The sequence below is a fragment of the Bacteroides sp. 2201st1_D9_2201SCRN_220225 genome (genome assembly GCF_040928965.1).
Classification (GTDB): Bacteria; Bacteroidota; Bacteroidia; order Bacteroidales; family Bacteroidaceae; genus Bacteroides; species Bacteroides stercoris.
The window spans coordinates 1-23,497 of record NZ_JBCODG010000026.1 but is presented as its reverse complement, the minus strand read 5'-3'; the positions used below and the strand labels follow the sequence as shown (position 1 = coordinate 23,497).

Genomic DNA, 23,497 nt, shown 5'->3' with positions numbered 1-23,497 from the left:
CTTATGAAGAAAATATTAATTCTTTTGTTAGTGTTATGGGGAGTTATCCCATCAATGCTTTTTGCACAACGGCAATTGTCTTTTCAAAATGGAAAGTTTAAAATAGTTCAGTTCACAGACTTACATTGGACATCAGGTTCACCGAAGTGTGCTGAAACAGAAAGAACTATTCGTACGATACTGAAATCCGAAAATCCGGATATTGCCATATTGACTGGAGACATAGTGACAGAAGCCCCTGCAATTAATGGCTGGATGTCGGTTGTAGAAATATTTAATAATGCCAAAGTGCCATTTGTTGTAACTATGGGTAACCATGATGCGGAGCACATGGCTAAGGATAGCATTTATGATTTGTTGCAAAAATCTCCATGCTATGTTGGAACGAAGGGGCCTGGAGATGTTATGGGGTGTGGTAATTGTGTGATACCGATTTTTGATTCGATGACAAAGAAAAAGGTAGAATCAGTGCTTTATTGTATAGACTCTAATGATTATCAGCCTGACAAACTTTATGGAGTTTACGATTGGATACATTTCGACCAAATAGCATGGTATCGTAAACAAAGTGCTCATTTTGCTTCTTGTAATAATGGACGTCCTTTACCTTCATTGGCATTCTTTCACATACCTTTATTAGAATATAATGAACTGATAGGTGATGGTAAGACATTTGGTAATGATAGAGAAGGTGGAGTTGCTTCTTCAAAGGTCAATTCTGGTATATTTGCTTCGTTTCTTGATAGGAAAGATGTAATGGGGGTATTCGCCGGTCACGACCATGATAATGATTATGTTGGTATCAATAAAAGAATATTGCTTGGATATGGTCGGGTGACTGGTGCGGATGCTTACGGAGAATTGATTAGAGGTGCACGTATCATTGAACTGTATGAAGGTGAATTTAAGTTTGATACTTGGATTGCTACGCTTTCAGGTCGTGAGGCGATCTATTACTATCCCTCCGGATTAAATTCAGATGAGGAACGGGTGATGAATTATTTTCCGGCAATGAATGTAGCATCACCTAAACAAGGGGTAGCTTATACTTATTATGAAGGTCAATGTAAACGAGTGGCTGACATTACTTCTTGTTTGAAAGTAAAGGAAGGTATTATGAAGAACTTTTTGATAAAGGATGCTGCCATTGCTGATCACTTTGCCTATGAATTCCGTACTTTGATTTACATTTCCAAAAGAGGCGTATATCGCTTCTATACCATTTCGGATGATGGTTCTAAACTTTATATTGATGATAAGCTGATAGTTGATAATGATGGTGGACATAGTGTTCGTCGTGCCGAAGGTAAGGTTGCTCTTGAGAAAGGTTATCATGCATTGCATTTATTGTATTTTGAAAATTATATGGGGCAGGAACTGGAGGTCGGATTTTTAGGACGAGATATTCCCGAAACTCCCATTCCGGCCGAGATGCTGTTTTTGCCGGATTAGAATTTTTTTCTCTGTACCGGGTGGTGCCGTTCATCGTACAATCCTGGTATGGAGCATTTGTTTGAGAACCGGTATTTTGCTTTTTTCATGCCATTAAACAATAAGAAAAGCATGACGTCTTTTTTTAATGTATTGTCAACTATAACTGCTATTTCATTCAGATTATGAGAATACAAAAATAGATACGTTAAAAATGTAATTATATGATTTACATTTATTTATCTTGTTTGCGTATGTTTCGTGGAAAATTACACAAGCTAATTGCCTAAAAAATGAATAGAACTGCAGTCTTTAGCTTGGTAATAGCAGTCGGACATTATTTGATGCCTTTTTCTGTATTCATAGGGAGAAATATTCTTTAGAGCCTTGAATTGGCGTGACAAGTTTTTTAGATTGTTTATTCCTACAGATTCCGCTACGGTTGAGATAGGAGCATTGCTGGTAAGTAGCAGTTGAGCAAACCTTTCTATTTTTAGAGAAAATATGTATTTTTGAATGGACTGTTGGGTAACTCCTTTGAAACGAATCTCTAGTAACCTACGTGACAAGGGGACTTGTTTTACGAGATCTGATACGGTGATATGTTCAGTCAGGTGCTTATTGATATATTTCAAAACTGTTTGGATATGCGTATCGGTAGTAGAATAAAAATCGGTTGAAAGTCTGTTTATAATATTTATGGGTTGCAGTACTACATCTTGATAGTTGACTTTCTCTTCGTTCAGTAGGCGTACGATGAGTTCTGCTGCCTCAAATCCGCCTCTTACAATATTGTGGCTTATGCTGGATAAAGGAGGATCAGATAAGTTACATATAATTTCGTCATTATCCACACCCAATATTGCTATCTTGTCGGGTACTCTGATATTATTTACTTTACATAATTCAGTAATGCGATTACCTTGATTATCATCACAAGCAAAGAGTGCCGTAGGCAGGGGGAGCGATTGCAACCATTTGAGTAAAGGAGGAGCTTCATAAAACCAAAGATCATCGAGAGATTGCTCTTGATATGATTGGAAACAATTACCAAAACCATGTTCGGCTATACATTTATAGAAACCTTCGCAACGCTCTTGTGACCAAACCGTATCTCGATAGCCATAGAAAGCAAAATTTTGATACCCTTTTCTTAGAAAGAATTCCGCTGCCATCCTGCCAGTTTTGTAATAATCTCCAGTGATGTTTGGAATATTACTGAATCTTGCTTTGTAATCTTGTGCTATGGCAATGATTCCATTTTCACGGAAAATTTCTACATTGTCGTCGTTGTCGAATCTGCCGATAATAGCATCTGCATGCCACGTTTTTGCCCACTTCAGCACTCCCTTTATGCCATAGGTTTGTTTATAGGAAAGCGGCATTCGGCACACCACCCACGGTTCGTGGCTGTTTGCGTACATCAATACTCCTTTCAGTAGATTATAGGAGAAAGATTCAGTGAAATCGCTTAGCAGTATTAATCGAATCATAAATTATACGTTCCTTAACTATGCAAATGTAGAAAAAAAAAGTATTAGTTTTGTTTTCGATAAAGTTATTTTGCCAATCTTTATTTTTTTCGTAAATCCCGCCCCTCGTATTTGCAGATAGCTTCTATCCACTCTTTTGTCAGCGGTTTGGATTCGTGCTTGCTGAGGTCGTAAGCTACCATGACGGAAGTGCATATACATTTTACTTCCTGCGTCTCGATATCTATGACACGTTGTGCAAGATGAAAACTCTTCGTGCCTATTTGGGTCACGACGGTTTGTACGGCAATGTGGTCGGAGCCGTAAATCTGGGCAAGGAAGTTGGCTTCGATGTGGACTACGACGATGCCGTCTTTCTGCCAGTCGACATGCGGGCATACGGAAGCGAAATACTCCGTCTTGCCTAAATCGTAAAAGGAAAAATAGACGGTGTTGTTGACGTGACCGAATTTATCGACGTCATTGAAACGTAGCTGTATGGGTAGTGTGTGGTTAAATTTAATATCTTCCATTGTTTTCTCCTAAACTTTGTTTGTAATCGGTGCGAATTTACTATTTTTGCGTGTTAATCACTGTATTTATAGAGTAAGAAATGATAGAAGACATTAAAAAAGCCTGCCAGGTAATGAGGGAAGGCGGGGTGATTCTGTACCCCACCGATACCATTTGGGGTATTGGTTGTGACGCTACCAACGAAGATGCGGTGCGCCGTGTATATGAAATAAAGCAGCGTCAGGACAGCAAAGCGATGCTGGTGTTGGTGGATTCTTCCGTAAAAGTGGATTTCTATGTCCGGGATGTTCCGGAGGTGGCGTGGGATTTGATAGACCTGGCAGACAAACCGTTGACTATTATTTATTCGGGAGCGCGTAATCTGGCGGCAAATTTGCTGGCGGAAGACGGAAGCGTGGGCATCAGAGTGACAAATGAAGATTTCTCCAAGCGTCTTTGCCAGCAGTTCCGTAAGGCGATTGTTTCTACTTCAGCCAATATCAGCGGGCAGCCTTCGCCGAAGAACTTCAGCGAAATAAGTGAGGAGGTAAAGTCAGCGGTGGATTATATCGTGGGCTACCGGCAGGAAGAGATGAGTAATCCGAAGCCGTCCAGCATTATCAAGTTGGATAAAGGCGGAGTGATTAAAATAATCCGTGAATAAAGGAAATGACTGGAGAAGAGAGAAGTTGGTTGCAACGCTTTATCATTTGGCGTGAGAAGAATGTCAAGGAGAAACGGTTTATCCTGGTTCTTAGCTTTCTGGTCGGTATCTTTACGGCATTTGCCGCATTGATATTGAAACTGTTGATACATTGGATACAAAATTTTCTTACAGAGAATTTCGACACAACAGAGGCTAATTACCAGTATCTGATATATCCGGTGGTGGGAATCTTTTTGGCCGGGTTGTTTGTACGTTATGTCGTAAAGGATGATATCAGTCATGGAGTTACGAAAATTCTATATGCCATATCCCGCAGGCAGGGACGTATCAAACGTCATAACACGTGGTCATCCATTATTGCCAGTTCCATAACAATCGGGTTCGGCGGTTCGGTCGGGGCAGAGGCGCCGATTGTGCTTACCGGTTCGGCCATCGGCTCCAACTTGGGCAGCCTGTTCAAAATGGAGCACCGCACACTGATGCTGTTGGTGGGATGTGGCGCTGCCGGGGCCGTGGCAGGTATTTTCAAAGCTCCGATAGCGGGACTTGTTTTTACGTTGGAGGTGCTTATGATAGACCTTACAATGTCTTCGCTGCTTCCGTTACTGATTTCGGCGGTGACGGCGGCAACCGTTTCTTATATCGTGACGGGTACGGAAGCCATGTTTAAGTTCCACCTTGACCAGGCTTTTGAATTGGAGCGTATCCCTTATGTGATCATGCTGGGTATTTTCTGCGGACTGGTTTCCCTCTACTTTACCCGTGCCATGAGTTCGGTGGAAGGAATGTTCGGTAAACTGAAACTGCCTTATAAGAAACTGCTGGTGGGCGGCGCTATGTTGAGTATTCTGATATTCCTTTTCCCGCCGCTTTACGGTGAAGGGTACGATACGATAGAATTACTGCTCAACGGTACAAGTAATGTTGAGTGGGATACGGTGATGAATAACTCTTTCTTCTACGGACACAGCCACTTGCTGCTGCTGTATTTGATATTGATAATCCTGTTTAAGGTTTTCGCTTCGAGCGCAACGAATGGCGGTGGTGGTTGCGGTGGTATTTTTGCGCCTTCTCTGTATTTGGGGTGTATCGCCGGGTTTGTTTTTTCCCATTTCAGCAATGATTTTGAGATGACTGCCTATCTGCCTGAAAAGAACTTTGCCTTGCTGGGCATGGCGGGAGTGATGAGTGGCGTTATGCACGCTCCGCTTACGGGAGTGTTCCTGATTGCCGAGCTTACGGGAGGGTACGACTTGTTCTTGCCGTTGATGATAGTCGCGGTCAGCTCTTATCTGACGATTATCGTTTTTGAACCGCACAGCATTTACTCCATGCGTCTGGCAAAGAAAGGTGAGTTGCTGACACATCATAAGGATAAAGCGGTGTTGACGCTGATGAAAGTGGAGAATGTGGTAGAGAAAGACTTTGTTGCGGTACATCCGGAAATGGATCTTGCCGAGTTGGTGAAAGCCATCTCCGCCTCACACCGCAACATATTTCCGGTGACGGACAATGAGGGTAAGCTGATTGGTATTGTCCTGCTGGACGACATACGCAATATCATGTTCCGGCAGGAACTGTATCATCGTTTTACGGTAGGCAAACTGATGACTTCCGCTCCGGCGCGCCTTTATGATACGGACAGCATGGAACAGGTGATGCGCACTTTTGACGATACGAAAGCATGGAACCTGCCGGTGGTGGACGGAGAAGGCAAGTATCTCGGTTTCGTGTCCAAATCAAAGATATTTAACTCGTACCGTCAGGTATTGGTACATTTCTCGGAAGATTAAAAGAGATGATTATGAAGAAAGAAGATTTACGGATTGTATATATGGGGACTCCTGAATTTGCGGTGGAGCCCTTGCGCTGCCTCGTAGAAGGCGGATATAATATAGTAGGGGTAATCACGATGCCCGACAAGCCGGCTGGACGTGGACATAAGGTGCAATTCTCTCCGGTGAAACAGTATGCGCTGGAGCATGACCTGCCACTTCTCCAGCCGGAAAGATTGAAAGATGAAGCGTTTGTCGAGGCTTTGCGTGCCTGGAATGCCGATTTGCAGATTGTGGTTGCTTTCAGAATGTTGCCGGAGGTGGTTTGGAATATGCCGCGTCTGGGAACTTTCAATCTGCATGCTTCGTTGCTGCCGCAGTATCGTGGAGCTGCACCTATCAACTGGGCGGTGATTAACGGTGATACGGAAACGGGCATCACAACTTTTTTCCTGAAACATGAGATTGATACGGGAGAGGTCATCCAACAGGTTCGTGTGCCGATTGCGGATACGGACAATGTAGGTATTGTACACGATAAGTTGATGATGCTTGGCGGACGTCTGGTTACGGAGACTGTGGATGCCATTCTTGCAGATACGGTGAAATCCGTTCCGCAGGAAGAAATGGCTGTAGTGGGCGAATTGCGTCCGGCTCCCAAAATATTCAAGGATACTTGTCGCATCGACTGGAACCAGCCTGTCAAGCGGATTTATGATTTTATCCGTGGTTTGTCTCCCTATCCGGCTGCGTGGACAGAATTGGTACAGTCCGACGGAACAGCGGTGGTTCTGAAAATTTTTGAAACAGAGAAGATAGAGCATCTGCATGAATCCGCTCCCGGAACTTTGCAGACCGATGGCAAGACGTATATCCGCATAGCCGGTACGGACGGCTGGATTGGTGTGCGTGCTTTGCAGCTTCCCGGCAAGAAACGCCTGAAAACGGATGAGTTGTTGCGTGGATTTAAACTGACCGGAGAATGTCGGGTGCATTAAGCGTTTATCCGAAATCTTTTTGTACATTTGTCTGTTGTAAATTCATGTAACCTATTAGAATGTAACTGTTATGAAACCTATAATATCCCCTTCCATATTGTCTGCCAACTTTGCATACCTGGCAAATGATATTGAAATGATTAACGGCAGTGAAGCCGACTGGGTACACGTCGATATAATGGACGGCGTGTTTGTTCCCAACATATCTTTCGGTTTTCCGGTATTGAAGTATGTGGCAAAGCTTGCCGAGAAGCCTTTGGATGTGCATCTGATGATTGTACAGCCGGAAAAGTTCATCCCGGAAGTAAAGGAGTTGGGGGCACGTATAATGAACGTGCATTATGAGGCATGTCCGCATTTGCATAGGGTAGTGCAGCAAATCCGCGAAGCGGGAATGTTGCCGGCGGTTACTATCAATCCGGCTACCCCGGTATCTATGCTGAGAGATATTATCAACGATGTCTATATGGTGTTGATAATGGGGGTGAATCCGGGATTCGGCGGTCAGAAATTTATAGCACATACTGTTGATAAGGTACGCGAGTTGCGCGAATTGATAACAGTGACCGGTTCGGAAGCCCTGATAGAGGTCGACGGCGGTGTCAATCTGGATACAGGCTCCCGTCTGGTAGATGCAGGAGCCGATGCCTTGGTTGCCGGCAATGCCGTATTTTCTGCTCCCGACCCAACAGAAGCAATCCGTGCTTTGAAAAATCTGTAATATTTATTGATAACAAACAACTTACAACGGCATCCTTTCCTGCGACTGTTGATGCCGTTGGTTGGTGGAATAGTATATGGGGATAAATATCCTTATATACTGTCCGTCGGTTGGTGGATAGCTGTCATTCTACTGTTGATAGGGACATATATTCTTGGCCGTAAGTATTATGTTCTTTGCAAGCTATATGGGGCTGTCGTGTTTTTGGCGTGTTTTGTATTGGGGTGGACTTTAGTGAGTGTGCAGTTGAAGCAAGCCGAATATATATTCCCGAATACGGAAAAATCTTCCACTTACCGGATTACTCTTACGACAAAGCCGGAAATCAAGAAAAACAGTATTTTATTTCGCGTTGCTTTGCGGGGAGAAGTGCTGAAAGATACATTTTTATATAACTTTTCAGAAAAGACTTTTCTGTTTTATTTCCCTAAAGATTCGGCGGCATATTCCTTGAAAAGAGGGGATGAACTGTTGGTGTGCACCCGTTTGTCTCCACCTGCCAATAACGGCAATCCGGATGAGTTCGATTACGCCTGTTATCTTCTTCGGAAAGGGGTAAGCGGAACAGCGTACGTACGTGCCGGACATTGGTGTGCGATTGGTTGCGACAGCACTCTCGCTTTTCGTCAGCAGGCTTTGGAGTGTCGGAGCAGGCTGGTTGCTTTATATCGGGACATGGGGTTTCGGGGAGATGAATTGGCGGTACTCTCTGCGCTTACAATAGGAGATAAAGAAGAGCTGAGTGAGAGTATCGTAGAGACGTATTCGGTTGCCGGAGCCAGCCATGTACTGGCACTTTCCGGGCTGCATATCGGCTTTATTTCCGCCCTGTTGCTGTTTGTCCTGTCTCCTTTGTGGATTAGGTGGCGGTTTTTAAAGCCGTTTTTGTTTCTGTCTGTAATCCTCTTGTTGTGGGGATTTGCTTTCCTTACAGGGTTGTCTTCTTCCGTGGTACGTGCGGTTGTCATGTGCTCATTTGGATTACTTTCCATGCTGATACCTGCCTGCCGGAAGCTTACTTTGAATACATTGGGGGTTACGGCTTTCCTGATGCTGCTGTTTAACCCTGTCTGGCTGTTTGATGTGGGATTTCAGTTGTCTTTTTCGGCTGTTGCAGCTATTGTACTGTTACAACCCGGGCTGTACGGGTTGTTATCGGTGAAGAACCGCCTTTTGCGTAAGGCGTGGGGGCTGGTTACTGTTTCCGTTGCCGCCCAGATAGGAACGGCTCCGTTGGTAATGCTTTATTTTTCACGCTTTTCCACACACTTCCTCTTGACTAATTTGTTGGTAATCCCGTTGGTTTCGTTGATTGTGTATGCGGCTGTTATATTGCTTGTCCTGACTCCTTTTCCTGTCTTGCAACAGCTCTTTGCCGATGTGGTAGAAATACCGCTAAGGATGCAGAATGCTTTGCTCCGTTGGATAGAACAGCTCCCTTTGGCTTCCATAGACCGGATTTGGGTCGATATATGGGATGTCTTCCTGTTTTATTGTTGCCTGTTGTTGTTCTGCCGTGTTTGGATGAGGCGTACGGCAGCGAATGTATATATCGCTTTGTCAGCCCTGCTGCTATGCGTCTCCTATCATTCGTATGCGTTTATCACAGATGCTCCCCGGCGCAGCATTGTTTTTTATAATGTCCGTGGCTGTCCGGCAGTGCATTGTCTGGCAGATAACTCCACTTCATGGCTGGTCTGCGCCGATACGCTGCCCGATGTCACCCGGTTGGAACGTTCGCTTTCTTCCTACTGGAGCCGTTTGCGCCTGGAACGCCCTGACGTGATTGAGGGAGATTGTTTGCTTCCTGAAATTTCAGTCCGTAACAAAACCGTTTTTTATGCAGGGAAACGCATCTGTCTGTTGTACGACGACCGTTGGGGCAACAAGATATCCGATGTGCCTGTTTCTATTGATTATCTGTATGTTTCTCACGGTTATAAGGGAGATATGCAGGAACTCGTTTCCTTGTTTGAAGTAGGTACGGTAGTGATTGACGCATCTCTTTCCGAATACTATCGGGAGAGGATTATCAGCGATTGTATCCGGTTGGGAATTCCTTATCTTCCTCTTTCCGAAAAAGGTTCTGTGCACATATTATTATAAATCATAAACTTTTTCGTACTTTTGCCCTTTCTTTTGTTGCAGGTGAGACGAAGTTGTTCCGGATATGCAACGTAAACTGTAAAATAGCGAGTAACTATATGTTGACCAAAGTAATAGATCAATCTAAAATAGACCACTTTGCCAAGTGGCTGGAACGTGCGGATAAAATAGTTATTGTTGCCCATGTGGCTCCCGACGGAGATGCAGTAGGCTCTTCTCTGGGGTTGTGGCATTTTCTTAATACGCAGGACAAGGATGCGACTGTCATTGTTCCCAATGCTTTTCCCGATTTCCTGAAATGGATGCCCGGCAGCAAGGATATACTTCTGTACGACCGTTATAAAGAGTTTGCCGACAAATTGATAGCGGAAGCCGATGTCATCTGTTGCCTCGATTTCAACGCTATCAGCCGTATCGATGCTATGGCAGACGCCGTGTTGGCTTCTCCTGCGCGGAAGATATTGGTAGACCACCATTTGAATCCTGAAGACTTTTGCAGAATCATCATTTCCCATCCCGAAATATCCTCGACTTCCGAGCTGGTGTTCCGCCTGATTTGCCGCATGGGATATTTCAGTGACATCACCAAAGAGGGAGCTGAATGTATCTATACCGGTATGATGACCGATACGGGTGGCTTTACGTACAACTCCAATAACCGTGAAATTTATTTTATAATCAGTGAGCTGCTTTCGAAAGGTATCGACAAGGATGAGATTTACCGGAAAGTGTACAACACCTATTCCGAAAGCCGTCTGCGTCTTATGGGGCATGTGCTGTCGCAGATGAAAGTCTATCCGGAACATCGTGCCGCCCTGATTACGCTGACTAAGAAGGAACAAGGCAATTTCAATTATATCCGTGGCGATAGCGAAGGGTTTGTAAACATACCGTTGAGCATTAAAAATGTCGTTTTCTCCTGCTTCCTGCGTGAAGATACGGAAAAGCCGATGATAAAGGTATCCCTGCGTTCGGTAGGCAGTTTCCCATGCAACCGGCTGGCTACAGAATTCTTTAACGGCGGCGGGCATTTAAATGCTTCCGGCGGAGAATTTTACGGTACATTGGAAGAGGCTAAAAAAGTGCTGGAACTTGCATTGGAAAAATTCAAACCGCTGCTTAATGCCAAAGGATAAAAAAACAGCGGTTGTAAAGGTTAAAAGATACGAACTTTCTACTTGCAACTTTTAACTTTCGGGTAAATCAGATATTTTTGTACGAAATTACTAAATAACAGAAATGAAGAAACTTACTTTATTCTTTTTATCCTTACTGGCATTCGGCTTGGGTTTTCAGGCGTGTGATGACGGCAAGACCTATGCGGAAATGCTTGATGAGGAAAAAGACGGTATAAATGACTTTATCAAAAAGGAAGGCATCAAGGTCATCTCTCAAAGCGAATTTTATGCGCAGGATTCTACTACCAACGTCGAGGAGAATGAGTATGTGCAGCTTGCCAGCGGAGTGTACATGCAGATAGTGGATAAAGGCTCTGAAAATGCAGCCGACACTGTGAAAAACAACGATGAAGTGCTGGTGCGTTTTATGGAATATAGCATTCTTGACAAAGATACCACATTGTCCAACCTGAATGCGGTGGAAACCGTAGATGCATTCCGCTATGCGGTGACTTCTTCGTCCATTGCAGGTACATTCCTGCAGGGATATATGATGACTTATTATTCCTCACCGACAGTTCCGGCAGGCTGGCTTGTCCCGTTGACTTATGTTCGCGACATGGCTCATGTCAAACTGATTGTTCCTTCCAAGATGGGGCATCAGACAGCTATGCAATATGTCTACCCTTATTTTTATGACATCCGGAAATATCAAATCTGGAAATAACTAACCATTTATTTAAATAATTAACCTATGACTCTAATCAAATCTATCTCTGGAATCCGCGGAACAATAGGCGGTGGTGCAGGCGAGGGGTTGAACCCGCTCGACATTGTGAAGTTTACTTCGGCATACGCTACGCTTATCCGCAAAACGTGTACAGTAAAAAGCAACAAAATTGTAGTAGGCCGTGATGCACGCATCTCGGGCGAGATGGTAAAGAATGTGGTGGTAGGCACGCTCATGGGTATGGGCTGGGATGTAGTGGACATCGATTTGGCTTCTACTCCGACTACCGAACTGGCTGTTACCATGGAAGGTGCCAGCGGAGGTATCATCCTGACTGCTTCTCACAATCCCAAGCAATGGAATGCCTTGAAACTTCTGAATGAGAAAGGAGAGTTCCTGAACAAGGAGGAGGGCAATGAAGTGCTTCGTATTGCCGAAGCTGAAGAGTTCAACTTTGCCGAAGTGGACAAGCTCGGCTCTTATCGCAAAGACCTTACTTATAACCAAAAGCATATCGACAGTGTGTTGGCGCTTGACCTGGTGGATGTGGAAGCTATCAGGAAAGCCGATTTCCGTGTAGCCATTGATTGTGTAAACTCCGTAGGCGGCATCATTCTTCCGCAACTGCTGGAACAGCTCGGAGTGAAGCATGTGGAGAAACTCTACTGCGAGCCTACCGGTAATTTCCAGCACAATCCGGAACCTTTGGAAAAGAATTTGGGCGACATCATGAACCTTATGAAAGGCGGTAAGGCAGATGTTGCTTTTGTGGTAGACCCGGATGTAGACCGTTTGGCCATGATTTGTGAGGACGGTAAGATGTACGGTGAAGAATATACGCTGGTTACCGTGGCCGACTATGTGTTGAAGCACACTCCGGGCAATACGGTTTCCAACCTGAGTTCTACCCGTGCGTTGCGTGACGTAACACGTAAGTACGGTCAGGAATATTCCGCTTCTGCTGTAGGCGAAGTGAATGTAACTACCAAGATGAAAGAGGTAGGCGCTGTTATCGGTGGCGAAGGCAATGGTGGAGTTATTTATCCTGCCAGTCACTACGGGCGCGATGCTTTGGTAGGTATTGCCTTGTTCCTCAGTCACCTGGCGCACGAAGGTAAGAAGGTTAGCGAATTGCGTGCCACTTATCCGGCCTATTTCATGGCTAAGAACCGTGTAGACCTGACTCCGGATACGGATGTCGATGCCATCCTTGCCAAAGTAAAAGAAATCTATAAGAACGAAGAAATCAATGATATTGACGGTGTAAAGATTGACTTTCCCGACAAATGGGTACATCTGCGCAAGAGTAACACGGAACCGATTATTCGCGTTTACAGCGAAGCGGCTACGCCGGAAGCAGCCGAAGAAATCGGTCAGCAGATTATGAAAGTAATTGAAGACTTGGCAAAATAATTGTACCGTTCTTTAGAACACAGAAACACAAAGATACAGAGAGTAGACAGCTAAACTCTGTTTCTTTGTGTTTCTGTGTTTTTTATGTTGTTACAGTTGAATGATTCTCCCTATCTCTTGCTCAAAATTGGGAGTGAATATCCCTTTCCCTATATTTTCTTTAATTTCCTCTGTACGCCAGAAGCGTCCGCCATCCAGTTCGTCGCTGGGATGTATCTCTCCGTCATATACGGTTTTGTGCACAAAGACAAGCTCCTTTTCGCGAGCGGATTCAAAAACATAGCTGGTGATAGTTTCCGGTGCGAAGTCGGTTATCCCTAATTCCTCGCGCACTTCCCGTTTCAGCGCCATTTCTACGCTTTCGCCTAAATCTACGTGCCCGCCTACCGAGGTATCCCACTTGCCGGGTTGTATGTCTTTCCATTCGGGACGTTTTTGCAGGTATAATTCTCCTTTGGAATTGAATACATGCAGATGAATTACGGGGTGCAGCAGTTTGCTTCCGTTGTGACACTCACCGCGGGTGGCTGCACCTATGATGTTTCCCTGCTCGTCAACAAGAGGAAACATTTCCTGGTTATTGTCGCTATTCATTAATTCTGAGCTTTTTGTTGGTTTTATCGATGAAAATGGTGCATTCTCCGAGAATAGTTACGGTATCAGCAAAGACGAATCACCGTAACTCAAAAATCGGAAATCATGGGCAAGCGCATAATCGTAAATCTTGCGCCAATCTCCATGCAGAAACGCTGAGACAAGCAGCAGCAATGTGCTTTGCGGCTGGTGGAAGTTGGTAACCATGGCTTTTACGATTCTATATTCGTATCCCGGAGCAATGATGATTTGCGTGCTGGAATGCAACGTTTCCATGTGATGCCGGTCGAGGTAGGCTATGATTGCCTGCAAAGCATCTACAGCGGGTGTTGCTGCTGTTTCAAGCGCCGTTTCATAAGGTTGCCATTGTTTTACATGCAAATCTTCTTCCGTAGCGTTAGGATTGTGCAGCAGAGTAACGCCTATGTGATAGAGGCTTTCCAGTGTACGTACAGAGGTTGTCCCTACTGCAATGGCTTTTCCTTCATGTGCTACCAGCTTCTCCAGCGTACTCCTATTGACGGATATGTATTCCGTGTGCATTTCGTGCCCTTCTATCTCTTCACTTTTGACGGGCTTGAAAGTGCCGGCTCCTACGTGCAGGGTCAGTTCTTCCAATGCTACCCCTTTTTCACGCAAAGCGTCCAGAACTCTCGGAGTGAAGTGCAGACCGGCTGTCGGTGCGGCTACCGAACCTTTTATCTTGGAATAAACGGTCTGGTAAGTCTCCTTATCACTCTCCTGCGTCTCCCGGTTCAGATAAGGAGGGATGGGTAGTTCGCCGAACACTTCGAGAATATCGGCGAATGTTATTTCCGGATTGTTCCAGCGGAAATCCACCCAATGGCTGGTTCCATGGCACGCCCCGCGTTCGGCGGTCAGGGTAAGCGGCTTTCCTTTCACGGTTATTTCCCGTTTGAGCGCACCTTCTTTCCATTTCTTCAGATTGCCTATCATGCAGAGCCATGCGGCATGCTCCGTTTGCTGGAAGTTGAGGGCATAGTCGTTGGGTTGGATCGGTTCGAGACAGAATACTTCGATAAGCGCTCCCGTTTCTTTATGGAAGTGCAGACGCGCCTGAATAACTTTGGTATTATTGAAAATCATCAGGCTGTTTGCCGGCAGATAGTCGGGCAGGGAAGTGAATATGTCTTCGGTAACTTCGCCGTGGCGATACAACAATAACTTGGATTGGTCACGCACAGGCAATGGAAACTTGGCAATGCGCTCATCCGGTAACGGATAATTGAATTCGCTGATTCTAATATGTTTGGGATCTTCTTTCATATCTTTATTTTATTAGGGGACTGCAAAGGTACGGATATTTGGGAAGATTTGGATTATATACAGCCAATTAATGACATATCAGTCATAAGGTCATTCCGGTTCATGGATACACAATGTATTTCTTGCCAATACAAAAAAGGTATGTTTGTATATAATCATCAAATAATTTCTAACTTTGCGAGAGATAAAAGAAGATGTCTGAACCGTATGTTTATAATGGTTCCGATGTGTCTTCCGGATAATGATTAAAAAACAGAATGGAAATTATGAAAATAGGAGATAAAGTGCGCTTCCTCAGTGAAGTAGGTGGCGGTGTTGTAACGGGATTCCGGGGAAAAGATATAGTGTTGGTGGAAGATGCCGACGGGTTTGACATTCCGATGCCGGTGCGTGAATGTGTGGTGATTGAAACGGATGATTACAATATTCCTACTCCTGCTTCCAAAGCAGCCAAGAAGAAGGCGGAGGAGCAATCGGCTGCGCGTATGGCTTCGGTAGCCTCGAAGCCGGTATCTTCCGTTTTGGACTCCGGACGGCAGATAGAGTGTACGGCTAAACCTCAGGTATCTGTTTATCGTCAGCCGGAAATGAAAGGCGGAGATGTGCTGAATGTGTATCTTGCCTTTGTTCCGGAAGATATCAAGGCGGTAAGCACTACTCCGTTTGAGGCTTATTTGGTGAATGATAGCAATTACTGCATGTATTATACCTATTCGAGTGCGGAGGGCAAGTCGTGGACTGCCCGTTCTCATGGTTTGATAGAACCGAATACGAAACTCTTGTTAGAGGAATTTGAAAAATCGGAATTGAACGACCGGGAGCGTGTAGCTGTTCAGTTGGTGGCGTTCAAGGACAACCGCTCTTTCGCTATGAAGCCTGCTGCCAATGTGGAAATCCGCATCGATACGGTGAAATTCTATAAGTTGCATACTTTTCAGCCTACCGATTTCTTTGATACTCCAGCATTGGTGTACGATGTAGTGAGGAATGATGCTCCCGCCAGGCAGGTTTATGTGTCGGCTGAGGACTTACAGGATGCTCTGATGCAAAAGAAAGCAACAGACGGTCCGTCCAGACCCCGGACTATCGTGAAGCGGGGCGGCAAAAATGAAATCATCGAAATAGACCTGCATATCGGTGAACTGTTGGATGATACGCGCGGCATGAGTAACAGCGAGATATTGAACTATCAGCTGGATAAATTTCGTGAGGTGATGGAACAGTATAGGAATAAGCGTGAACAACGCATAGTCTTTATTCACGGCAAGGGTGACGGTGTGCTTCGTAAAGCGTTGCTGGATGAGCTGAAACGGAAATATCCGACTTGTAAGACGCAGGATGCTTCCTTTCAGGAGTATGGATTTGGAGCTACTATGGTGACGGTAAAATAAGGTATATGCGATGCAGGTTGGTAAGGAAAACAGGATTCTTATCTTAATCTTTCTATGTTTGGCAGTGGCATTGCCGGGTGCCTGTACTTATAAAGGCAGCAGTGGCAGAGTTTTTGAAATGCAGGAATTCGATTCTTTTTTCAGCACTCACAGCGATTCCGTAGTGATGGCGCCGCGCTGGATGAAAGCACAGGCATTACAGAGAATGGAAAGGACCAAAGATAGTATGGTGCGGTATAATTATCTTGCTGTTGCCTTGAAAACCTGTCTGGCTACTTCCGACTTCGACTCCGCACAACTTTTGCTCCGGCAAGTTGAGGCGTTTGCCGGCAGACAGTCTTTTTCGCATCGGTTGGCCGATTTGCAGTCCGAATGTTTTAATATAAAGGGTAATGTCTATTCGCGAAAAGGCTATATAGATTCTGCCGCGGTCTGCTTCAAGGAGGCCTATGAAGCAAGATTGAAAGGAACAAAATTCGAGGTGATTCCTGATATCCTGATAAATCTTGCTGATGCTACCAACCATTTGGGCAGGCCGGATATGGGTGCTTTTTGGTATAGAAAGGCTCTGCTGATGTGCGATTCGCTGAAGATGCCTTACAGAAAGAAAATCTCTATTTATTACGGATTGTCACAAGGATACCTGGCTTTGCGCGATTACGAGCAATGCGACTATTATTCGGAACTTGCGGGCAAGAATTATGCGGATATGTTTCCGGATGAGAAGCATTTCTACCTGAATAATCGTGGAAACTCTTATTATTACCGGGGAGATTACTCCACGGCAATCGGTTATTTTAGAAAAGTAGTGGAGCTTGTGAAAGATTACCCCGATATGTCTTGGGCGCTTAATCTGAGCTATCTGAACCTGAGCGACTGCTTTCTGCAACTGAATAAAACCGATTCGGTAGTCAAATACCTGGAGTTATGCCAGCCGTTCTTTGAAGAACTCGGTTCTACTACTGCTCTTTATTATATTGATACTCAAAAGATAGAACTGGCGTTGCAGTGCAAGGACTTTGCGGAGGCAAGGCGATTGTTGGCGATGAGTAAGGCTTCGCCGGAAATAGATGCAGACATGATACATATCCGTAACAAGTATTTGCAGCAGTTTTACGAAGAAACCGGCAACTATAGGCAAGCGTATGATTACTTGAAAGAGAATAAACGTCTGGACGACTCTATTCGCAATGAGCGTATAAGGATGCGTACGGCAGATTTGACATTGCGCTATCAGCAGGACTCTACCTTAATGGCACATAAAGTGCTGTTCCAGAAACAGGAAAACGAGATGCTGATATTGAGGCAGACCCGTCTCGTGACATTAGCGGTTGCCGTTATTGCCCTTTTGATTGCAGCTTTCCTATTTCTTTATAATAGGAAAAAGCGGGATCTGCTGCTTGCCCAAAACCGAAGAACGGTCTCTACACTTCGTCTTGAGAACATCCGCAACCGCCTGTCTCCTCATTTTATATTCAACGTTCTCAATCAGGAGGTGGTAAACCACAAGGAAGAGGAAAAGCAGGAGTTGGTATCGTTGGTGAAACTGATGCGTCGAAATCTGGAGCTGGCGGAGCAGTTGTGTGTCACCTTAACCGAAGAACTGGACTTTGTCAAGACGTATATCGACTTGGAGCGCCGTTCGCTCGGAGCAACTTTCCATCCGGTTATTGAAATAGCCGGAGATGTACTGCCCGAGCAGGTCTGGCTACCTTCCATGATGATACAGATTCCGGTGGAAAATTCCGTGAAACACGCATTGCGTGGCAAGGAAGGAAAGCGGAATCTGTGGATTGCCGCAGATCGTCGGGAAGGCGGTGTTTGCATCAGGATTACGGATAACGGCGGCGGTTACCATCCGGAGAGCCGGAACAGAGGCACTGGTACAGGTATGAAAGTCATCATGCAAACAATCCAGATTTTGAATATGAAAAATCAGGCTGCAATTGATATATCTGTACATAATGTCACTTTGCCGAGTGGTGAAACCGGCTGTGAAGTAACTTTTTTATTACCGGACAAGTACGATTATAGAATTTAAGAGTAACCGCTTAGTGGCATTTTTTTTATTGATAGAGCCGGCTGCGGAAGAATAGTTCGTAAATGCCTATTTGCTGTTTTGTATGGAAACGAGAAAATATTTATATTCGCCAGACCAAAACATGGAATATGGACAAATACAAAGTCGTTATAGTAGATGATGATGACGTAGCTCTTGAAAATTTGAGCTTTGAGTTGTGGAAAGATGCCCGCTTCTCTTTGGAAGGTACTGCACGGAATGGTAGGAAAGGGAAGAAGCTTATTATGAAAGTGCAACCCGATTTGCTGTTTTTGGATGTAGAGATGCCGGACATGACGGGGCTGGAACTGTTGCAGGAGATACGCGATTATGTATCGTGGAATATGAGGGTCGTATTTTATACGGCGTACGACAAGTATATGATACAGGCTATTCGGGAAGCGGCATTCGATTATCTGCTGAAACCTTTCGATGAACGGGATTTGAAAGAGATTCTGACACGCTTTACCCAACAGGTTGAAACCACCGGGCAGCGGGTATCGTTTCCGGTAGGAAATCCCATGCATACCGGACAGACTTTCATCGTTTTTACTCCAACTAATGATATGCGTGCGTTGCGCCCTGCCGAGATAGGATTTTTCCGTTATTGTTCCGAACGCAAACAGTGGGAGGTCGTGCTGAATGACCAGTTGCCTCTGGCTTTGCGCCGCGGTATGACTGCCGAACAGATTACATCGTTCTCTCCGTGTTTTGTGCAGATACATCAATCGTATATTATCAATATAGATTATCTGATGCTCATACGGGATAACAGGTGTGTGCTATACCCGCCTTTTGATAAAATTACGGAGTTACTTGTCTCGAAGAAATTTAAGAAGGAATTGCAAGAACGTTTCTGTTTGTGAAAGCAGGCTGATGATTGGTATGTGAAGTTGAATGTCCATTACTCTAACAATGTTGACAAACAGAAAAAAGGATACCGGGGACATTTGCCGGTATCCTTTTTCTGTTTTATATGTTTTCCGTACCTATGCCGGAAATACATGTTACTTTACTTCAATGCCTTTGTTCTGCAGTGTAACGTTCAAAACTTTTGCATAGTCGGAATATTGCTTTTCATCCAAAGTTCTTTTCATTAATTTCAGATTACCGTAAATAGCGTTACGTAGCAACTTTTCCTGATTTTTCTTTGAGTTTGTGGCACGTGACATCTGCTCGTTAAAGTATTCGCAAATGTTGGTAACCTCTTTTTGCTGGTTAGCGGACAATTTCAAATATTTGCTCAGCTTGCTTACATTGATGTTACCTTCCCAACTTGCAGTTGTTGGCTGGTTTCCTGCTGCGAATGTGCTGGCAGACAGACATACGGCTGCCACTAATGTTAATCCAAAACGTTTCATAATACCTACTTTTTTAATTGTTATACCTAAAAACTAATCTAATAAAAATCTAATACCTACTGAAAACAGTCGTAAGCGTCTAGCTTTTCTTTTTACCTATGCAAATGTATGATTATGTTTTATAACACAAAAATGAAAATAAAGAAAAGTGCAGGTTTTACCTTCATTTCTTGATTTATATCAATTGGTGATTGTGAAAATGCACAAAAACAGTTCTGTTTTGTAATGCAAATGTAATATTAAAGGGTATTATGTGTTAATGTGATAGAGAATATGCATTATAAGTATACAAAAAGAAATGCTTGTAGAATGGAGTGGAACGCTTTCATTCTTCTACAAACATTAAATCGCTGATAATGCCATCCGATACAAAAATCCCTTTACGGCTAAGACAGAGACGGTTGTTGTCGTATATTTCCAGATTTCCGCAGTCCAGATGCGGACGTGCCATATCGAAGCAGTATTGCCACAGTTCTTTGCCGAATTTCTGTTCTATATCATTCAGGGGCACTCCCCAACGGGTACGAATGGAAGTCATGATGCATTCGTTATAGCAGGTGGTCCGGTCCAAATGCTCCTGTTCGGACAAGCGTTGATTGTTTTCGATGGCATGTATGTATTTTTCCAGGGAAGCCACATTCCATTCGCGGGTATCCGTATTGAATGAATGTGCCGAAGGGCCACAGCCCAAGTAAGGAATTCCTTTCCAGTAAGATGTATTGTGGCGGGAATACATGTCCGAACGGCAGAAATTGGATATCTCGTAGTGCTCGTAGCCGGCACTGCCAAGCGTATCTATCAGGGTGGAGAAGAATCGGACGCTGCTTTCTTCGTCTACTTCGCGGATACGGTGCGCTTGCAGCAGCTCGTAAATGCGAGTGCCTTCTTCGTATGTCAGGTGGTAAGCGGAGATGTGCTCTACGTTGAGGCTGACGGCTTGTTGTAAATCACGTTTCCAGCGTTCATCCGTTTCGCCGGGCAGTCCGTAGATAAGGTCGATGCTTATGTTGTTGAAGCCTGCATGGCGGCAGTGCTTTACGGCATTGACGGCTTGTGCTGCATTATGGCGGCGGTTTAGCAGTTTCAGAGTGGAATCGTCGAAAGTCTGTATCCCCATACTGATGCGGTTGAAAGGCAAATTTTGCAGCATGGCGGCATAGGCTTCGGTCAAGTCGTCGGGATTAGCTTCGAGGGTAATCTCCCGGCAGTGTTCCATTCCATAGTATTTCCGGATGGTTTCAAATACTTCGCGGAAATCCTCTTCGGCAAGCTGTGAGGGGGTTCCACCACCGAAGTAAATCGTTTCGACTGGCTCTCCCCTCAGATATTCTTTCCGCATCTGCAACTCCTTGCACAACGCATGGATATAGCGGCTTTTCAGTTCGCTGCGGGTGGTGGAGTAGAAATCGCAATAGATGCAGCGTGTCTTGCAAAAGGGAATATGGATGTAGATGCCTGCCATGAGCCTGTAAATTGGTTGGGGTGCAAATATACGATATTTTCTGTTTGTAGATTGAGTGGTTCTTCATCTTTACTTGTATTTAATATTAAAATGGATATTGAAATGCGGAAGGACTGCCGTATGGAAGCCGTTCTTCTTGGGCTTAGGTCAGCAATATATACATTATCAATATTACTGTTTCAATACTGTTTGATAACTTTTTTGTCATCACTTGGCATGGATTACTCTCTATCCCTCTGTGGAAAGGGGATAGAGTGAGTGATGACAACTGTGACGACAGTGATGACAATCTATTTGTCGTCACTGTTTTTTGCGGTATATTCTCCGTTTTTATATGCTAATTACCTTATAATCAATATTGAAAGTAGTGTATAATGAATTGCGTTAATATCGGTTAAAACATTGCATTTTCTTTATCATAGCCGCAAATATGGTATAGTGTACACGCTTTTCCTATTATGCAATAGGTAAATTAGAGCGACTTTCTTCGGCAAATGATGAAAAAAGCTTTTTGCTTTAAGTTGTTATTCCTTGTTGTTTTTGTGATTTTGATAGATGTATAATGTAGTAAACCTACATATATAACTTCGTTTTCCAATTGCGGGCTCTACGGTTGCCAGTTGCAGGCTCTGCGGTTGCCAGTTGGAAACCCGGCAGCCCCCAATTGCGGAACGAGGTTTTCCCTGATGTTTCACTTTGTTTTTGTACGTTTATAATAGGATTATGTACTATGTTTTTGCAGATAAACAACTGAGAAATAATTTTTTTTGCGAATTGTAGAATTTTGAGGGCGGTAACTTAGCTGCATCAAACATTCGTAATCTGGAATGTCCCAGTTACGAAGTCTATCTAATAGATTATGGATGCGGCAAATTTAACAAAAAAGTACACATTATGGAATAATGTCCTTGATCTCCGTTCGCGAGGTCTTAACATAACAAGGACGGCGCAACGTCTTGGCATCTCTCGTGATACTGTCAGGCATCTTCAGCATTTGAGTTCGGAAGAACTTTTCCAGGAATGCCGGAACATACGCCTGTGTAAACTTCATGCCTATGAGCAGGAAGTCGTATCCCTTCTCACCTGCTTCCCTTCCATTTCCAGCAGTCGTGTCCATGACTATTTAAAGGAACATCATCCGGTCTTTCCAAAAGTCTGCGAAAAGACTGTGCATAATTACGTGCAATTCATTCGAAGGAAGTACCATATTCTTTCGACAAGATAAGCAGGTTCCGCCGTTTATGGCGGAATCCGGATTTTCATGTACCTATCCTTTAACACAGCAATATTATACATTATTATATATGAATACCCAAAGCTTTACAAACGGAACAAACCATTCCCTTTCCAAGACGCAGCAAGGGAAACGCAGTGCACGTCCCTATTATGAGCTGAGCACTTCTCAATTTTCAGACATGAAAATCAGACGGCTCACGCGTAAATACGGTTTCGGAGGATACAGCATCTACCGGTATCTTGTAAACGAGGCTCTCCATAAAGGAGACTATTTCCTTCCCTGGTGTGAGGAGACCGCCCGGGAAACCGCCTCTTACTGGAATGCTTCCCTGGAAGATGTTATCAGGATCGTGAAGGGTTGCATACAAGTCGGTCTGTTCAACGGCGAACTGTACAGGAGACATCGGGTACTTACTTCGGAGGACATACAGCAGAACTACTTGAAGACCTGCTGCATGCTTTCCCGGCTTCCCGACATTTCCAAAGAACTGGAGCTTGCGGTCAGTTGATTCATAAGATTATTATCCACTTTAAATAAATAAGCTTATGCCAAAAACAGCAAAAAAAGGTTTCACCTATTTCAGATTTGAAACCGATCATTTTTATGATCCGAAAGTCAAACGGCTAAAGAACAAATTCGGAATGGAAGGCTGGGGTGTTTTTCATTTCATCGTGAATGAGATCTTTCGTGTGGAAGGATGCTACATGGTGATGGATGCCGACGGTCTGTTCGACATAGCGGACTATTCCCGCATGGATGAGTGCCGTATTGCCGCCATCATCGATTATTGTACAGACCTGGGGCTGTTCGACAAAAGGCTCTGGCAGGAGAAACAAATCCTTACCAGTGAATACATACAGGAACTGTATACCGGTATCTGCAAAGCTATTCACCGCAGGCCTGCCATTCCCGGGGAACTTCTTCTTTATTCACCGGAAAATTTGCCGGAAACAGTGCCCGCATCATATCCTGTCCGGGAAGAATCGGTATCCGCTATAGAAGACAACATATCCGTCTTACCCGAAAAAGAGAAAGCTTCCCGTCCGGAATCCCCCGATCCCCGTCCGTTACCGGCTTCAGGGGTGTCACATGAGGTTCTTCGCGAAAAAGCTGAAATACTTCGCGAAAATAAACCACAAAATAAAAACAAAGAAAACATATC

21 protein-coding genes are annotated in these 23,497 nt (G+C 44.4%); 14 read left to right on the top strand and 7 right to left on the bottom strand.

Translation table 11 applies throughout. The features are described 5' to 3' along the window. Nucleotides 1–3 precede the first annotated feature (3 nt). The gene (locus AB5903_RS10540) at nt 4–1,452 is read left to right on the top strand and encodes a metallophosphoesterase (RefSeq protein ID WP_005658070.1); all 1,449 of its coding nucleotides are present in this window, start codon (nt 4–6) and stop codon (nt 1,450–1,452) included. Nucleotides 1,453–1,709: 257 nt separating this feature from the next. On the opposite strand, the gene AB5903_RS10535 is transcribed toward AB5903_RS10540, so the two are convergent. Then, nucleotides 1,710–2,924, bottom strand: coding sequence for a DNA-binding transcriptional regulator (locus AB5903_RS10535; protein ID WP_005658069.1), 1,215 nt, complete (start codon nt 2,922–2,924; stop codon nt 1,710–1,712). 80 nt (nt 2,925–3,004) lie between these two features. Continuing rightward, nucleotides 3,005–3,436 carry a thioesterase family protein gene (locus AB5903_RS10530; protein ID WP_005658067.1) on the bottom strand — a complete coding sequence of 144 codons (432 nt, stop codon included), beginning with the start codon at nt 3,434–3,436 and terminating at the stop codon, nt 3,005–3,007. Between the two features lie 80 nt (nt 3,437–3,516). Between AB5903_RS10530 and AB5903_RS10525 the strand changes: the two genes are divergently transcribed. From AB5903_RS10525 to glmM, 8 genes are all read left to right on the top strand, one after another. Beyond that, entirely contained in the window at nt 3,517–4,080 is a 564-nt protein-coding gene (locus tag AB5903_RS10525; RefSeq protein ID WP_005658065.1) for an L-threonylcarbamoyladenylate synthase, read from the top strand. Between the two features lie 5 nt (nt 4,081–4,085). After that, nucleotides 4,086–5,876: a chloride channel protein gene (locus AB5903_RS10520; protein WP_005658062.1), complete on the top strand. Its 1,791-nt coding sequence runs from the start codon at nt 4,086–4,088 to the stop codon at nt 5,874–5,876. Nucleotides 5,877–5,884: 8 nt separating this feature from the next. Beyond that, on the top strand, nt 5,885–6,856 hold the full coding sequence (fmt, locus tag AB5903_RS10515) for a methionyl-tRNA formyltransferase (protein WP_034535938.1): 972 nt from the start codon (nt 5,885–5,887) through the stop codon (nt 6,854–6,856). A 70-nt stretch (nt 6,857–6,926) separates the two neighbouring features. Then, on the top strand, nt 6,927–7,577 hold the full coding sequence (rpe, locus tag AB5903_RS10510; RefSeq protein ID WP_005658060.1) for a ribulose-phosphate 3-epimerase: 651 nt from the start codon (nt 6,927–6,929) through the stop codon (nt 7,575–7,577). 51 nt (nt 7,578–7,628) lie between these two features. Beyond that, the gene (locus tag AB5903_RS10505) at nt 7,629–9,683 is read left to right on the top strand and encodes a ComEC/Rec2 family competence protein (RefSeq protein ID WP_005658059.1); all 2,055 of its coding nucleotides are present in this window, start codon (nt 7,629–7,631) and stop codon (nt 9,681–9,683) included. Nucleotides 9,684–9,781: 98 nt separating this feature from the next. Continuing rightward, nucleotides 9,782–10,819 (top strand): bifunctional oligoribonuclease/PAP phosphatase NrnA, encoded by a 1,038-nt coding sequence (locus AB5903_RS10500; RefSeq protein WP_005658058.1) that lies wholly within the window; start codon nt 9,782–9,784, stop codon nt 10,817–10,819. Nucleotides 10,820–10,922: 103 nt separating this feature from the next. Continuing rightward, a complete protein-coding gene (locus tag AB5903_RS10495; protein ID WP_005658057.1) occupies nt 10,923–11,528 on the top strand; it encodes a DUF4827 domain-containing protein in 606 nt (201 codons plus the stop codon). Nucleotides 11,529–11,555: 27 nt separating this feature from the next. Beyond that, a complete protein-coding gene (glmM, locus tag AB5903_RS10490; RefSeq protein WP_117665664.1) occupies nt 11,556–12,944 on the top strand; it encodes a phosphoglucosamine mutase in 1,389 nt (462 codons plus the stop codon). 90 nt (nt 12,945–13,034) lie between these two features. Here glmM and AB5903_RS10485 read toward each other — a convergent pair whose 3' ends face one another. Next, nucleotides 13,035–13,538, bottom strand: coding sequence for an NUDIX domain-containing protein (locus AB5903_RS10485; protein WP_195657905.1), 504 nt, complete (start codon nt 13,536–13,538; stop codon nt 13,035–13,037). A gap of 57 nt (nt 13,539–13,595) precedes the next feature. Next, on the bottom strand, nt 13,596–14,825 hold the full coding sequence (locus AB5903_RS10480) for an S-adenosylmethionine:tRNA ribosyltransferase-isomerase (protein WP_005658054.1): 1,230 nt from the start codon (nt 14,823–14,825) through the stop codon (nt 13,596–13,598). Between the two features lie 266 nt (nt 14,826–15,091). Between AB5903_RS10480 and AB5903_RS10475 the strand changes: the two genes are divergently transcribed. From AB5903_RS10475 to AB5903_RS10465, 3 genes are all read left to right on the top strand, one after another. After that, nucleotides 15,092–16,216 (top strand): DUF2027 domain-containing protein, encoded by a 1,125-nt coding sequence (locus tag AB5903_RS10475; protein WP_040316366.1) that lies wholly within the window; start codon nt 15,092–15,094, stop codon nt 16,214–16,216. Between the two features lie 10 nt (nt 16,217–16,226). Further along, nucleotides 16,227–18,257 (top strand): histidine kinase, encoded by a 2,031-nt coding sequence (locus tag AB5903_RS10470; RefSeq protein WP_368117836.1) that lies wholly within the window; start codon nt 16,227–16,229, stop codon nt 18,255–18,257. Between the two features lie 128 nt (nt 18,258–18,385). Next, nucleotides 18,386–19,141, top strand: coding sequence for a LytTR family DNA-binding domain-containing protein (locus AB5903_RS10465; protein WP_005658049.1), 756 nt, complete (start codon nt 18,386–18,388; stop codon nt 19,139–19,141). 141 nt (nt 19,142–19,282) lie between these two features. Here AB5903_RS10465 and AB5903_RS10460 read toward each other — a convergent pair whose 3' ends face one another. From AB5903_RS10460 to AB5903_RS10450, 3 genes are all read right to left on the bottom strand, one after another. Further along, a complete protein-coding gene (locus tag AB5903_RS10460) occupies nt 19,283–19,636 on the bottom strand; it encodes a hypothetical protein (RefSeq protein WP_005658047.1) in 354 nt (117 codons plus the stop codon). A 325-nt stretch (nt 19,637–19,961) separates the two neighbouring features. Next, the gene (gene hemW, locus AB5903_RS10455; protein ID WP_217733161.1) at nt 19,962–21,098 is read right to left on the bottom strand and encodes a radical SAM family heme chaperone HemW; all 1,137 of its coding nucleotides are present in this window, start codon (nt 21,096–21,098) and stop codon (nt 19,962–19,964) included. 892 nt (nt 21,099–21,990) lie between these two features. Continuing rightward, on the bottom strand, nt 21,991–22,215 hold the full coding sequence (locus tag AB5903_RS10450; protein WP_368117835.1) for a hypothetical protein: 225 nt from the start codon (nt 22,213–22,215) through the stop codon (nt 21,991–21,993). Nucleotides 22,216–22,402: 187 nt separating this feature from the next. On the opposite strand from AB5903_RS10450, the gene AB5903_RS10445 reads away from it, so the two are divergent. Together AB5903_RS10445 and AB5903_RS10440 are read left to right on the top strand one after the other, a co-directional pair. Beyond that, a complete protein-coding gene (locus AB5903_RS10445; RefSeq protein WP_368117834.1) occupies nt 22,403–22,843 on the top strand; it encodes a DUF4373 domain-containing protein in 441 nt (146 codons plus the stop codon). Between the two features lie 37 nt (nt 22,844–22,880). Beyond that, a partial coding sequence (locus AB5903_RS10440) for a DUF4373 domain-containing protein (RefSeq protein ID WP_368117833.1) occupies nt 22,881–23,497 on the top strand: 617 nt, incomplete at its 3' end.

Excerpts from the sequence above, each read along its gene's own strand:
- AB5903_RS10540 (WP_005658070.1), top strand. The coding sequence starts at position 4 with ATGAAGAAAATATTAATTCTTTTGTTAGTGTTATGGGGAGTTATCCCA.
- AB5903_RS10535 (WP_005658069.1), bottom strand. The coding sequence starts at position 2,924 with ATGATTCGATTAATACTGCTAAGCGATTTCACTGAATCTTTCTCCTAT.
- AB5903_RS10530 (WP_005658067.1), bottom strand. The coding sequence starts at position 3,436 with ATGGAAGATATTAAATTTAACCACACACTACCCATACAGCTACGTTTC.
- AB5903_RS10525 (WP_005658065.1), top strand. The coding sequence starts at position 3,517 with ATGATAGAAGACATTAAAAAAGCCTGCCAGGTAATGAGGGAAGGCGGG.
- AB5903_RS10520 (WP_005658062.1), top strand. The coding sequence starts at position 4,086 with ATGACTGGAGAAGAGAGAAGTTGGTTGCAACGCTTTATCATTTGGCGT.
- rpe (WP_005658060.1), top strand. The coding sequence starts at position 6,927 with ATGAAACCTATAATATCCCCTTCCATATTGTCTGCCAACTTTGCATAC.
- AB5903_RS10505 (WP_005658059.1), top strand. The coding sequence starts at position 7,629 with ATGCCGTTGGTTGGTGGAATAGTATATGGGGATAAATATCCTTATATA.
- AB5903_RS10500 (WP_005658058.1), top strand. The coding sequence starts at position 9,782 with ATGTTGACCAAAGTAATAGATCAATCTAAAATAGACCACTTTGCCAAG.
- AB5903_RS10495 (WP_005658057.1), top strand. The coding sequence starts at position 10,923 with ATGAAGAAACTTACTTTATTCTTTTTATCCTTACTGGCATTCGGCTTG.
- glmM (WP_117665664.1), top strand. The coding sequence starts at position 11,556 with ATGACTCTAATCAAATCTATCTCTGGAATCCGCGGAACAATAGGCGGT.
- AB5903_RS10485 (WP_195657905.1), bottom strand. The coding sequence starts at position 13,538 with ATGAATAGCGACAATAACCAGGAAATGTTTCCTCTTGTTGACGAGCAG.
- AB5903_RS10480 (WP_005658054.1), bottom strand. The coding sequence starts at position 14,825 with ATGAAAGAAGATCCCAAACATATTAGAATCAGCGAATTCAATTATCCG.
- AB5903_RS10475 (WP_040316366.1), top strand. The coding sequence starts at position 15,092 with ATGAAAATAGGAGATAAAGTGCGCTTCCTCAGTGAAGTAGGTGGCGGT.
- AB5903_RS10470 (WP_368117836.1), top strand. The coding sequence starts at position 16,227 with ATGCAGGTTGGTAAGGAAAACAGGATTCTTATCTTAATCTTTCTATGT.
- AB5903_RS10465 (WP_005658049.1), top strand. The coding sequence starts at position 18,386 with ATGGACAAATACAAAGTCGTTATAGTAGATGATGATGACGTAGCTCTT.
- AB5903_RS10460 (WP_005658047.1), bottom strand. The coding sequence starts at position 19,636 with ATGAAACGTTTTGGATTAACATTAGTGGCAGCCGTATGTCTGTCTGCC.
- hemW (WP_217733161.1), bottom strand. The coding sequence starts at position 21,098 with ATGGCAGGCATCTACATCCATATTCCCTTTTGCAAGACACGCTGCATC.
- AB5903_RS10450 (WP_368117835.1), bottom strand. The coding sequence starts at position 22,215 with ATGGACACGACTGCTGGAAATGGAAGGGAAGCAGGTGAGAAGGGATAC.
- AB5903_RS10445 (WP_368117834.1), top strand. The coding sequence starts at position 22,403 with ATGAATACCCAAAGCTTTACAAACGGAACAAACCATTCCCTTTCCAAG.